This is a genomic window from Streptomyces scopuliridis RB72 (assembly GCF_000718095.1).
Classification (GTDB): Bacteria; Actinomycetota; Actinomycetes; order Streptomycetales; family Streptomycetaceae; genus Streptomyces; species Streptomyces scopuliridis.
Genome location: NZ_JOEI01000005.1, coordinates 582,704 through 595,502, shown reverse-complemented (window position 1 = coordinate 595,502; position 12,799 = coordinate 582,704). Strand labels below are relative to the sequence as shown.

Sequence of the window (12,799 nt, the reverse complement as noted above, 5' to 3'; positions counted from 1 at the left end):
GTGAAGACCCGCGGGGGCCGTGCCGGTCAGTGGGTGGCGGCCGGTCCCCGCCACCGGTTCCGCGCGTTCCCGACCCGGAACAGATAGTCGGCGTAGGCCTGTTCATAGAACGCCACGCCCGCTGGATCCGGGTCCACCACGGCGTCGGGCGCGGTCCACCCCGCGACGTCCAGGCTCTGTCCCAGCTCCGCTCCCCGGGCGTCGACCGCGGCCAGGACGGCGCCGCGCGCACCCGGTTCCGGCCCCCGCGCGACGCGCAGAGGGCGGCCGAGGACATCCGCGAACAGCCGCAGCCAGGCGAGATTGCGCGCGCCGCCGCCGCACACGGCGAGCTCGCCGGTGAGCCCCGCGGCCTCCAGACAGTGCCGGGCCGCGAACGCGATCGCCTCGCACATGCCCCGTACCAGATCCTCGCGCGAGGCCCGCAGATCGAGACCGGTGAACTCCGCGCGCGCGGTGGGGTCGACGAACGGCGCGCGTTCGCCGGACGGCGACAGATAGGGCAGCGCGGCGACCCCCCGGGCGCCGCGCGGGGTCGCGTCCAGGATGGCGGAGACCTGGTCGTGGGTGGTGCCGGTGAGATCGAGCACCCAGTCGAGCGCGACCGTACCGGTCATCGCGGGCAGCGCCCGCATATGGCGGTCGGGCCGGGCGAGCGCGAGATGGAACCCGACGGGGTCGTCGTCGAACGCGACCCGCTCGACCACGACTTGGCACGCCAGGGTCGTGCCGACGATCAGGAGCCCGTCCCCGGGCTCGGTCACGCCCGCGCCGATCGCGCTCGCGGGAAGGTCGTAGGGACCGGAGATGACGGGCGTACCGCGCGACAGCCCGGGGGCACGGCCATGAGCCTCCCCGTACGGCAGGGTCGCCGCGATGGGCGGCAGCAGCCCGGCGCGGTGTTCCACCCCGAGGGCCGCGAGCGCCTCGGGGGAGTAGGTCCGGGTGCGCGGATCGAGGAAGGGGACGGACGCGTCGGAGAGATCGGTGGCGCGCTCGCCGGTGAGACGCAGCTGTACGACGTCCTTGCAGCAGGCGGCGGTCGTGGCCGCGTCCAGTGAGGCCGGTTCGTTACGGTCCAGCCACGCCAGCAGAGGCCCGGGGGAGCCGGGGAAGAGCACGTTTCCCGTGCGCCGGTACATCTGTTCCGCGGTGCTGTCGGCCATCCATCCGGCGACGAGATCGCCGGCCCTGCCGTCCATCCACGACAGCGCGGGACGTACGGCGCGCCCCTCGGCGTCGACCAGCCACAGGCCGTCGCCCTGACCGGTGATCGCGACCAGGGCGGGCGCGCGTGCGCCGGTCACCGAGCCCAGGACGTCGGTGGCGGCGAGGACCACCTCTTCGACGTCCTGCTCGACACCGTCACCGTGGCCGCCGAGCGAGATCGGCTTCGATTCCACCCGCAGCGCCGTGCCGTCCTCGGCGAAGGCCGCGGCTTTGACGATCGAGGTTCCCATGTCCAGTCCGACGAACACCCTGTCTCCTCCTGTCGATACGGCGAGCGTGACGAGCGTTCACGTGATGTCAGATGACGAGCGTCCAGGTAACGCGCGTTCAGGTGACGAGCGTTCAGACGACGCGATGGGCGAGCGGTTCCCCGCGCAGGAACCGGCCCACCTCCGCGGCCGCGATACGCGCGGCGTTGTGCGCGACCGAGATGTTCGCCCCGGCCAGATGGGGCGTCATGACCAGACGGGGAGCGGTACGCAGCCGGGAGTCCGCGGGCGGCGGCTCCACGGCGAACACATCGAGCCCCGCCGCGGCGAGCCGGCCCGACTCCAGGGCGTCGCAGAGCGCGTCCTCGTCCAGGAGCGCGCCACGCGCGCAGTTGACCACGACCGCGCCCTCGGGCAGCAGGGCGAGTTCGCGGGCGCCGAGCAGCCCACGGGTCTCGGGCGTGAGCCGCGCGTGCAGCGAGACGACATCGGAGCGGCGCAGCAGTGCGTCCAGATCGTCGACGGGGGTGCCCCACTCGCGCAGCGTGTCCGGGTCGGCGTACGGATCGTAGAGACAGACGTGCGCGCCCAGGGCGGTGAGCGCGCGGGCCACCCGGCTGCCGACCGCACCGCAGCCGATCAGCCCGACGGTCGCCCCGTCCAGACCGGGACCGCAGTTGTCGTACGTATAGAACTCGCCCGCCCAGTGGCCCGCCGTGAGCGCCGCCGAGGTCTCCGGGATCCGGCGCATCGTGGCCAGCAGCAACCCGACGGTGTACTCGGCGGTGGCCGCCGCGTTGCGTCCGGGGGTGTTGCACACCTGGACGCCACGCTCCTTCGCCGCGTCGAGGTTGACGTTGACGGGGCCGCCCCTGCCGACGACCACCAGCCGCAGATCGGGTGAGCCGTCGAGCACCTTGCGGGTCACCGGAGCCATCTGCGTGACACACACCCGCGCTCCGCGCAGCGCGGCGAGGAGGGTGTCCTCGTCACCGGACGCCTCGTCCACCTCGGAGACCGGCCCGAAGGGCGTCAGCGGCCAGGGCAGGTGCAGTTGGTCGATGGTGTGGTCCGTGCCGATCTCGGCCGTCAGCTCCCGGGCGAACAGATCGGGGGCGACGAAGTGGTCGCCGGCGGCGAGGATTCTCATCGTCGAGCTCTCCTTGACGGTACGGGCAGATCAGGTCAGGCCAGGTCCGGGCTCGGGCTGGGCTCAGGTCTCGGCGACCTCGTAGTGCACACCACTCTCGTCGAGGGAGCGGAGCACCTCGGGCGGGGTGCGGTCGTCGACCAATATCAGGTCGAAGGTCGACAGCGGGGTCAGCCGGTGCAGCGCGGTGCGGTCGAGCTTGGAGTGGTCGATCATCAGCACATTGCGGCCCGCGGCCTTGAGCATCGCGCGCTTGACGGCGACGATGCGCTGTTCCTGGTGAAAGGCGAAGTCGCCGTGGACGGACGAGGTGGACACGAAACACATGTCGACCCGCAGCGCCTCGACGGCCTCCACACAGGGCACCCCGAGGAAGGAGTCGTGCAGGGGGTCGTAGTCGCCGCCCAGGGCCATCAGATGGATCCCGCGTTCACCGGCGAGCAGATTCAGCGCTTCCCGGAAGTTCGTGACGACGGTCAGCGGCTCGATACGGGGAAGGAGCCTGGCCAGTTCCAGTACGGTGGTCGAGTCGTCGATCATCACCGACATACCGGGGTCGATCAGCGTCGCCGCCTTGGCGGCGAGCGCCTCCTTCTCCGGCCGCATGGACTTCTTGCGGTAGGCGACATTGCTCTCGAACACCCCGGAGGGCTGCGCGGTGACACCCCCGCGGAACTTCCGCAGGACGCCCTCATTTTCGAGCTCGTCGATATCGCGGTAGATCGTCATCACGCTCACGCCGAACCGCTCCGCCAGGTCCGACGCCGATGCCGATCCCTCGGTCAGCACATGATCGGAGATCTCCCGGCGGCGCTCTATGGGGCCCCGCTGGCTCTTGTCCTGTGACATTCCTCGGTCCTGTTCACCTCATGAATAACATGAAGCCCTGAGGTTATAACATAGATTGTTGAGGTACCGTTCGGCAGTGTTCCCCACGGTCGATGGCCTGGTCAACCCGTCCGACGCCACGTCAGCCCGTTCCCTGCCAGGTGAGACGCGGAGTCCGGGGCCACCGAGCCGGGCCGACGCCCTCGATGGAATCCGCGTCCACGGTGTGAATTACACCGTGAGATCAACATTCGCGAGAACACCGGACGACGACGAGAAGGCGGGAGCCTGTGCGCGAGCCCCTGACGGACACACGCCACCAGGACGTGTGGATGGGAGTCGACCTGGGGACGCAGAGCGTACGCGCCCTGGCTGTCACCGACGACGGGCGGGTACTGGGCCGCGGCTCCGCCCCGCTCACCGGTCACCGCGAGGGGGACCGTCATGAACAACTGCCCGCCGACTGGTGGCGGGGCGCCGCCGACGCCATCCGCCAGACGCTGAGCGCCCTGTCCGCCTCCGCCTCCGCCTCCGCGTCCGCTTCCGCCGCGCCCGCGCGGGGGCGTGCGCGCGTACGGGGAGTGGCGGTGTGCGGTACGTCGGGCACCGTCCTGCTGACCGACGCGCGCGGGGTCCCCCTGACCCCCGCGCTGATGTACGACGACGGACGGGCCGGGGCCGAGGCGCGGTACGCGCAGGAGACCGGCGCCGACGTGTGGGACGCGCTCGGGCTCCGTATCCAGCCGAGCTGGGCGCTGGCCAAGCTGCTCTGGCTCACCGGCGCGGGCGCGAAGAGCGGCGACACCAGCACCCTTCAGGGCGCCCGCGTCTGCCACCAGCCGGACTTCATCACCGCACGCCTGGTCGGGCGGCCCGTACCGACCGACTCCAGCCACGCCCTCAAGACCGGCTACGACCTCCACACCCGCTCCTGGCCCACGGCCGTCCATGACCGGCTCGGCCTGTCCGGACTCGACTTCCCCGACGTGGTCGCCCCCGGCACCCCGCTCGGTACGGTGTGCGCCGAGGCGGCGGCCGATACGGGCCTCGCCGAAGGCACCCCGGTCATCGCGGGCATGACCGACGGCTGCGCGGCCCAACTCGGCTCGGGCGCCTGGGAGGTGGGCCGGTGGAACACCGTCCTGGGCACCACGCTCGTTCTCAAGGGCGTCACCGCCACCCCGCTCCGTGACCCCGCCGGTGTCCTCTACAACCACCGCTCACCGGACGGGCACTGGCTCCCCGGCGGAGCCTCCAGCGTCGGCGCCGGCGCCCTGACCCACGCGTTCCCCGGAGCCGATCTCGCGCGCCTCGACCGCCTCGCCGCGGACCGGGAGCCGGCGAGCGTCGTCGCGTACCCCCTCGTCTCCCGAGGCGAACGCTTCCCGTTCCTGGCCCCGGACGCCGAGGCCCTCACGCTCGGCCGCCCCGCCGACGACGCCGATCATTACGCGGCGCTGCTCCAGGGCGTCGCGCTCGCCGAGCGGCTCTGTCTGGCGTACGTCCGTTTCCTGGGCGCCCCGATCGACGGGCCGGTCACCTTCACCGGCGGCGCCACCCGCAGCGACTACTGGAACCAACTGCGTGCGGACGTCCTGGGCCGCCCCGCCGCCCTCCCCGAACAGGCCGACTCAGCCCTCGGCATGGCGGTGCTCGCCGCCCACGCGGTGACCGGCGACGACGCGGCCCGCCGCATGGTGCGTATCCGTACGATCCTGGAACCGCGGCCCGAGGCCGGCCGGCGCTTCGACGGGCCCTTCGTCACCCTGGTCGACGCCCTCGAACGGCGCGGCTGGCTGCCCTCGGACACGGCCACCTACGCACGGGAGCACGGATGACGACCAGCACCACCCTCTTTCTCGCCCGCCACGGCGAGACCGTCTGGCACGACGAGAACCGCTACACCGGCATCAGCGACATCGATCTGACCCCGCGCGGCCTGGTGCAGGCCGAGGCGCTCGGAGTGTGGGCCGCGGGCGCCGGGCTCGACGCGATCGTGACGTCTCCCCTCTCCCGCGCCCGGCGCACGGCGGAGCCCGCGGCCCGGGTGACGGGGCTGGAGGCGGTCGTCGAACCCGATCTGCTCGAAGTGGACTTCGGGATCGCCGAGGGCCGGACCATCGCCGAGCTCGAAGCGGCCCATCCCCAGGAAGTGGCGGCGTTCCGCCGCGACCCGGCCGCCCACCCGCTGCCGGACGGCGAGGACCCGCCGGCCGCCGCCACGCGCGGCGCCGAGGCCCTGCTCCGACTCGCGGACACCCACCCGGGGAAGCGCGTGCTGACGGTCGCGCACAACACGCTGTTCCGGCTGGTCCTGTGCCGGCTGCTCGGCATCCCCGGGAGCGAGTACCGGCGCGTGTTCCCGGCGATGCGCAACTGCGCGATCACCGAGCTGCGCGTGCCCGTGGCACCGGCCGGCCGGCCACGACAGGTCGCCCTGATGTCGTACAACGTGCCGACCCACGCATGACCGAGCGGCGGTCATGTACTAGAGTTATCTCGACATCGAGATATCTGCCGAAGGCGTACCGCGGCCGCCAGCCGGTAAGGGTGACCTAACTAAGCCTTACCTTAGCGGATCGGCGAGGAGTCGTGGCGGCAGCATGACGGTAGTACGCGCACATTGATGAAGGAGACTGTCGTGTCGGCGAACAGCTTCGACGCCCGCAGCACGCTGCGCGTGGGCGACGAGTCGTACGAGATCTTCAGGCTGGACAAGGTCGAGGGCTCCGGGCGCCTCCCTTACAGCCTGAAGGTGCTGCTGGAGAATCTGCTCCGCACCGAGGACGGCGCGAACATCACCGCCGACCACATCCGTTCCATCGGCTCCTGGGACTCGCAGGCGCAGCCGAGCCAGGAGATCCAGTTCACCCCGGCCCGTGTGATCATGCAGGACTTCACCGGTGTGCCCTGTGTCGTGGACCTCGCCACCATGCGTGAGGCCGTGAAGGAGCTGGGCGGCGATCCGGCGAAGATCAACCCGCTGGCCCCGGCCGAGCTGGTCATCGATCACTCCGTCATCGCCGACAAGTTCGGCACGCCGGAGTCCTTCTCGCAGAACGTGGAGCTGGAGTACGGCCGCAACAAGGAGCGCTACCAGTTCCTGCGCTGGGGCCAGACCGCGTTCGACGAGTTCAAGGTCGTCCCGCCGGGCACCGGCATCGTCCACCAGGTCAACATCGAGCACCTGGCCCGTACGGTCATGGTCCGTAACGGCCAGGCGTACCCCGACACCCTCGTCGGCACCGACTCGCACACCACCATGGTCAACGGCCTGGGCGTGCTGGGCTGGGGCGTCGGCGGTATCGAGGCCGAGGCCGCGATGCTCGGCCAGCCCGTCTCGATGCTCATCCCGCGCGTCGTCGGCTTCAAGCTGACCGGCGAGCTGCCGGCCGGCACCACCGCCACCGACCTGGTCCTGACGATCACCGAGATGCTGCGCAAGCACGGCGTCGTCGGCAAGTTCGTCGAGTTCTACGGTGAGGGCGTCGCCGCCACCTCCCTCGCGAACCGCGCCACCATCGGCAACATGTCGCCGGAGTTCGGCTCGACCGCCGCGATCTTCCCGATCGACGACGAGACGCTGAAGTACCTCCGTCTGACCGGCCGCAGCGACCAGCAGGTCGCCCTCGTCGAGGCGTACGCCAAGGAGCAGGGCCTCTGGCTCGACCCGGCCGCCGAGCCCGACTTCTCCGAGAAGCTGGAGCTCGACCTCGCCACGGTCGTCCCCTCCATCGCGGGCCCGAAGCGCCCCCAGGACCGCATCATCCTGGCCGAGGCCAAGGAGAAGTTCGCCGAGGACGTACGCAACTACGTCTCCGAGGACGAGGAGGCGGGCAAGGAGTCCTTCCCGGCCTCCGACGCCCCGGCCTCCGCCAACGGCGTGCCGACCCGGCCGACGCTGGTCACGGCCCCGGACGGTACGACGTACGAGATCGACCACGGCGCCGTCACCGTCGCCGCGATCACCTCCTGCACCAACACCTCGAACCCGTACGTCATGGTCGCCGCCGCGCTGGTGGCCAAGAAGGCGGTCGAGAAGGGCCTGACCCGCAAGCCGTGGGTCAAGACCACGCTCGCCCCGGGCTCGAAGGTCGTCACCGACTACTTCGACAAGGCGGGCCTCACCCCGTACCTCGACAAGGTCGGCTTCAACCTCGTCGGTTACGGCTGCACCACCTGCATCGGCAACTCGGGCCCGCTGCCCGAGGAGGTCTCCAAGGCCGTCAACGAGCACGACCTCGCCGTCACGTCGGTACTCTCCGGCAACCGCAACTTCGAGGGCCGGATCAACCCGGACGTCAAGATGAACTACCTGGCGTCGCCGCCGCTGGTCGTCGCGTACGCCCTGGCCGGCTCCATGAAGGTGGACATCACCAAGGACGCGCTCGGCATCGACACCGAGGGCAAGCCGGTCTACCTCGCGGACATCTGGCCCACCGAGGCCGAGGTCAACGACGTCGTGGCCAACGCCATCGGCGAGGACATGTTCAACAAGTCCTACGCGGACGTCTTCGCGGGCGACGCGCAGTGGCAGGCGCTGCCGATCCCGACCGGCAACACCTTCGAGTGGGACCCGCAGTCCACCTACGTCCGTAAGCCCCCGTACTTCGAGGGCATGACGATGGAGACCTCCCCGGTCGAGGACATCACCGGCGCCCGCGTGCTGGCGAAGCTCGGCGACTCGGTCACCACCGACCACATCTCCCCGGCCGGTGCGATCAAGGCCGACACCCCGGCCGGCACGTACCTCACGGAGCACGGCGTCGAGCGCCGCGACTTCAACTCGTACGGTTCCCGCCGCGGCAACCACGAGGTCATGATCCGCGGTACGTTCGCCAACATCCGGCTGCGCAACCAGATCGCGCCGGGCACGGAGGGCGGCTTCACCCGCGACTTCACCGTCGAGGGCGCCCCGGTCTCCTTCATCTACGACGCCTCCCAGAACTACCAGGCCGCCGGCACCCCGCTGGTCGTCCTGGCGGGCAAGGAGTACGGCTCGGGCTCGTCCCGCGACTGGGCCGCCAAGGGCACCGCGCTGCTCGGTGTGAAGGCCGTCATCGCCGAGTCGTACGAGCGCATCCACCGCTCGAACCTGATCGGCATGGGCGTGCTGCCGCTCCAGTACCCGGAGGGCGCCTCGGCGCAGGCCCTGGGTCTGACCGGCGAGGAGACCTTCTCCTTCACCGGCGTGACGGAGCTGAACAACGGCACCACCCCGCGCACGGTCAAGGTGACGACGGACACCGGCGTCGAGTTCGACGCGGTCGTCCGTATCGACACCCCGGGTGAGGCGGACTACTACCGCAACGGCGGCATCATGCAGTACGTACTGCGCAGCCTGATCCGCAAGTAGGCGGCGCCGCGACGGAATCGAGGGCCGTGTCCCGTACGGAGAGTACGGGGCACGGCCCTCGCCGTTCAGCCGTCGGTCAGTGCCGCGGCGGCGTCGTCGCTACCGCAGCAGCTCCACCTCCGCCAGGGTCGACGGAGCGTCGCTCACCAGCCGGTACTTCGCGTACGTACCGGGTTCGGTGACCGTGAAGACCCGGGTCTGCCGGTCCCAGCCGAAGGACTGGTCCGCGCGCGTGTCCAGGGTGCGCCAGGTCGTGCCGTCCGCCGAGCCCTGGAGTGTCCAGCCGGCCGGGGCCTTCGCCGCAGTGGACGACGTCAGGGTGTACTGGACCGCCTTCGTGGCCGACGCCACCGGCAGCTCCACGGACTCGGCCGGCGCCGACGTGCCGGAGGAGTTGTCGAAGAGCGGGCCCGACGCGGTCAGGACGTCCGTGCGCGGGGAGGGCGCCTTGTCGTCCTGCTGGATCGAGACCGGCGCCGCGTTCTCACCCGTGCCCCAGGACGACGGCTTCGGGCCCATCGCGAACTCCAACTGGCCGCCGCGCGCCAGTACATCGTGCGGGAGCGCCGTGGAGTTCCAGGGCTTGCCGTTGACCTTCAGACCCTGGACGTAGATGTTCTTGTCGCTGTTCTTCGGCGCCTTGACGACCAGCGTGCGCCCGTTGTCCAGATGGACGGTCGCCTTGGTGAAGAGCGGCGAGCCGATCGCGTACTCCCCGCTGCCCATCACGAGCGGATAGAAGCCGAGCGCGGAGAAGAGGTACCACCCCGACTGCTCGCCGTTGTCCTCGTCACCGTGGTAGCCCTGGCCGATCTCGCTGCCGACGTACAGCCGCCCCAGGACCTCGCGCACCTTCTCCTGGGTCTTCCAGGGCTGCGAGGCCGCGTTGTACATGTACGCGGCGTGGTGGGCGACCTGGTTGGAGTGGCCGTACATCCCCATCCGTACGTCGCGTGCCTCCGTCATCTCGTGGATGACACCGCCGTACGAGCCGACGAACTCGGGGCCGGCCGTCTCGGGCGTCGAGAAGTACGTGTCCAGCTTGTCCGCGAGACCGGGGCGTCCGCCGTAGAGGTTGGCGAGCCCGCGGCTGTCCTGGACCGCCGTGAACGCGTAGCCCCACGCGTTCGTCTCGGTGTAGTCGTACCCCCACACCCTCGGGTCGAACGAGTCGGAGGGGACCCGCCAGTCGCCCTTGAGGTTACGGCCCTGGAAGAATCCGGCCTTGGAGTCGAAGAGCGAGACATAGCTCTGGGCGCGGTTGCGGAAGTAGTCGGACTCCTCCTTGTACCGCTCCTTCTTCGTCTTCTTGTAGAGCGCCTCGCCCATCTTCGACAGGCCGTAGTCGTTGAGGTAGCCCTCCAGCGACCAGGACAGGCCCTCATGGGTCTCCGTGGAGGCGTAGCCGAGGAACGGGGACGTCTCCATGCCCTTGCGGCCCACACCCGAACGGGGCGGCACGACGGTCGCGTTCTTCAGCGCCGCCTCGTACGCCGCCTCCGCGTCGAAGTCGACACCCTTGACATAGGCGTCGGCGAAGGCCACGTCCGAGCTGGTGCCCGTCATCAGATCCGCGTAGCCGGGGGAGGACCAGCGGGAGATCCAGCCGCCGTCCTTGTACTGCTGGACGAAGCCGTCCACCAGTTCGCCCGCCCTCTTCGGGGTGAGGAAGGAGTACGCGGGCCAGGTCGTGCGGTAGGTGTCCCAGAAGCCGTTATTGACGTACACCTCGCCGTCGACGATCTTCGCGCCGGTGTGCGTCGGGGTGTCGGGCCCGGTCTGCGGCGAGAACGGGCTGGCGTACTGCTGCTTCGGGCGGGACTTCGTACCGGTGTTCTCGAAACCGGAGTTGGGATACAGATACAGCCGGTAGAGGCTGGAGTAGAGCGTGGTCAGCTGGTCGTGGTCCGCGCCCTCGACCTCCACCCGTCCCAGGATGTCGTCCCAGGCGCTCTGCGCCCGGTCCTTGACCCGCTCGAAGCGGGTGGCGGCGGGGATCTCGTCGGAGAGGTTCTTCTTCGCCTGGTCGAGGCTGATCAGAGAAGTCGCCAGCCGCAGTGTGACGGTACGGTCCTTGCCGGCGTCGAAGCGCAGATAACCGGTGACATCGGAGCCCCCGCCGCCGGAGAGCTTGCCGCTCGCGGTGACGGGCGCGTCGAAGACGCCGTATACGAAGAGCCGCGTCGCGCCGGTCGACAGTCCGCTCTTGACATCGGAGAAGCCGGAGAAGGAACGGGTCGCCGGATCGAGGGTGAGGCCGCCCGCGTTGGAGATGTTGTCGAACACCATGCTGGCGTTATCACCGGGATAGGTGAACCGCATCATCGCCGCGTGGTCGGTCGGGGTCATCTCGGTCTTGAGACCGTTCTCGAAGGTCACGCCGTAGTAGTGCGGCTTCGCGATCTCGTTCTCGTGCCGGAAGGGCAGCGCTCGCGCCGTACGGGACGCCTCGGGCGTCTCGGCGGCCACCGACGGCATCAGCTGGAAGGTCTGCCGGTCGCCCATCCAGGGGCTCGGCTCATGGCTCGCGCTGAACGCCTGCACGGTCGGCAGATTGGCGGCGTTGTTGGCGCGGCTGTACTCGTAGAGCCAGCTCGTGGAACCGGCGTTGGTCACCGGCGTCCAGAAGTTGAAGCCGTTCGGCACGGCGGTCGCGGGGAAGGTGTTGCCGCGCGAGAAGGAGCCGCTGGAGTTGGTGCCGCGCGTGGTGGAGGCGTAGTCCGACAGATGCGCGAGCCGCTTCTCGGCCGCCTTGGGCGCCAGGCTGATGTCGTCGATCCAGCCCTGGAACTTCGCCGGGCCCGTACGGGAGTCGTACGCCACCAGGATCCGGTCGACGGTCTTGCCGGCCGCTACGGCGCCGATCCGGGCGTCCACCTGGTTCCACTGGTTGACATAGAGCCGCTTGGCGTCGCCCTGGCCCTGCGGGGTCAGCAGCCCGCCGTGCGCGTCGGTCGCCTTCAGATCGCTCAGATAGGTGCCGTCGGTGAAGGCGAGATCGACCGAGACGTTCGTGGCCGGATAGTTCAGATCCGTCTCCGGGAGGGACGGGTAGATCCGGTACGAGAGCGCGGTGTCGCGCCGCACGGGCGCCTGGACGTCGAAGATCTTGTTGTACGAGTACGCCCGCCCGTCCGGCTGGTGCGTACCGGCGTACTTCAGCGCCCTCGTACCGGTGAACCCGGCGCCCGCCTTGGCGGTGGGGGAGCCGGAGGGGCCGCGGTCCACCTGGGTGCGCATGTCCTGGGGCGCGGGGGTGCTCGTATCCCCGTCGGAGAACTGCACGTCGGCGAGTTGCGTCGCGTCGGAGGCGCCGTTGTTCGCCGTGATGTCCAGCCGGAAGTGCTGGTAGGCGGCCGGGGCCGCGACATCGTACGACTTTGTCCGGAACCGCTCCGAGAAGGTCTCGCCCTTCCTGGAGTCCAGCTCCTTCCACTCCTTGCCGTCGGCGGAGCCCTGGAGCGTCCAGTCCTTGGGGTCGCGCTCGGCATGGTCGTTCGCCGAGGTCAGCGCGTAGGTGACGACCTTGACGGGCTCGTCGAGATCGAACTCGATCCAGGCGGTGGGCTCGAACGCCAGCCACTTCGTGGCCGACTGGACGTCGACGAGGTTCTCCTTGGTCTCACCGCCGCCCGTGTTCTCGCCGCTCGCGCGCAGCTCCACGACCCGGTCGGTGACATTGCCCGGGATTCCGTTGGTGAAGCCGCCATCGACACCGGATGCCCGTTTCTCTCCACCGGGTCCCACTTCGACGGTATTGCGCCAGTCCGGCTGGGGTTCGTCCGCCTCGAAGGAGGAGGCGAATTCCCTTTCCGCCGACTTCGGTTGAGCGGGTTGTGCTATAGCTGCCGACTGCGCTGTTACGACGAGCAGCGAGGCGGCCGCCACCAGGGCGGCCGTATGCCATTGTCTGCGCCGGGGTCCGGTTCTCTGCCGCATACCGAGCCTTTCGTCCTGCGTACCAAGTTGGACAACGTTGTCAAACGAGAAGCGCAGGGTCCAGTAGGGGCCAAGTGTCGGGTGGTG

7 protein-coding genes are annotated in these 12,799 nt (G+C 69.8%); 3 read left to right on the top strand and 4 right to left on the bottom strand.

What is annotated here, in order from left to right; genetic code table 11:
• Positions 1-26 precede the first annotated feature (26 nt).
• From IF11_RS0108025 to IF11_RS0108015, 3 genes are all read right to left on the bottom strand, one after another.
• Positions 27-1,478 carry an FGGY-family carbohydrate kinase gene (locus IF11_RS0108025; RefSeq protein ID WP_030350765.1) on the bottom strand — a complete coding sequence of 484 codons (1,452 nt, stop codon included), beginning with the start codon at positions 1,476-1,478 and terminating at the stop codon, positions 27-29.
• A gap of 94 nt (positions 1,479-1,572) precedes the next feature.
• Positions 1,573-2,589 carry a 2-hydroxyacid dehydrogenase gene (locus IF11_RS0108020; RefSeq protein WP_030350764.1) on the bottom strand — a complete coding sequence of 339 codons (1,017 nt, stop codon included), beginning with the start codon at positions 2,587-2,589 and terminating at the stop codon, positions 1,573-1,575.
• Between the two features lie 63 nt (positions 2,590-2,652).
• Positions 2,653-3,438 carry a DeoR/GlpR family DNA-binding transcription regulator gene (locus tag IF11_RS0108015; RefSeq protein WP_030350763.1) on the bottom strand — a complete coding sequence of 262 codons (786 nt, stop codon included), beginning with the start codon at positions 3,436-3,438 and terminating at the stop codon, positions 2,653-2,655.
• A gap of 311 nt (positions 3,439-3,749) precedes the next feature.
• Between IF11_RS0108015 and IF11_RS0108010 the strand changes: the two genes are divergently transcribed.
• The 3 genes from IF11_RS0108010 (at position 3,750) to acnA (ending at position 8,773) form a co-directional block, all read left to right on the top strand.
• Positions 3,750-5,255 carry an FGGY-family carbohydrate kinase gene (locus IF11_RS0108010; protein WP_030350762.1) on the top strand — a complete coding sequence of 502 codons (1,506 nt, stop codon included), beginning with the start codon at positions 3,750-3,752 and terminating at the stop codon, positions 5,253-5,255.
• Positions 5,252-5,887, top strand: a complete 636-nt coding sequence (locus IF11_RS0108005) for a histidine phosphatase family protein (protein ID WP_030350761.1) — start codon at positions 5,252-5,254, stop codon at positions 5,885-5,887. Before IF11_RS0108010 ends, IF11_RS0108005 begins: the two co-directional genes overlap by 4 nt.
• 171 nt (positions 5,888-6,058) lie before the next feature.
• Positions 6,059-8,773, top strand: coding sequence for an aconitate hydratase AcnA (gene acnA, locus IF11_RS0108000; RefSeq protein WP_030350760.1), 2,715 nt, complete (start codon positions 6,059-6,061; stop codon positions 8,771-8,773).
• A 99-nt stretch (positions 8,774-8,872) separates the two neighbouring features.
• Here the strand turns inward: acnA and IF11_RS0107995 are convergent, their stop codons facing one another.
• Positions 8,873-12,712 carry a GH92 family glycosyl hydrolase gene (locus tag IF11_RS0107995; protein ID WP_030350759.1) on the bottom strand — a complete coding sequence of 1,280 codons (3,840 nt, stop codon included), beginning with the start codon at positions 12,710-12,712 and terminating at the stop codon, positions 8,873-8,875.
• Positions 12,713-12,799: the final 87 nt, after the last annotated feature.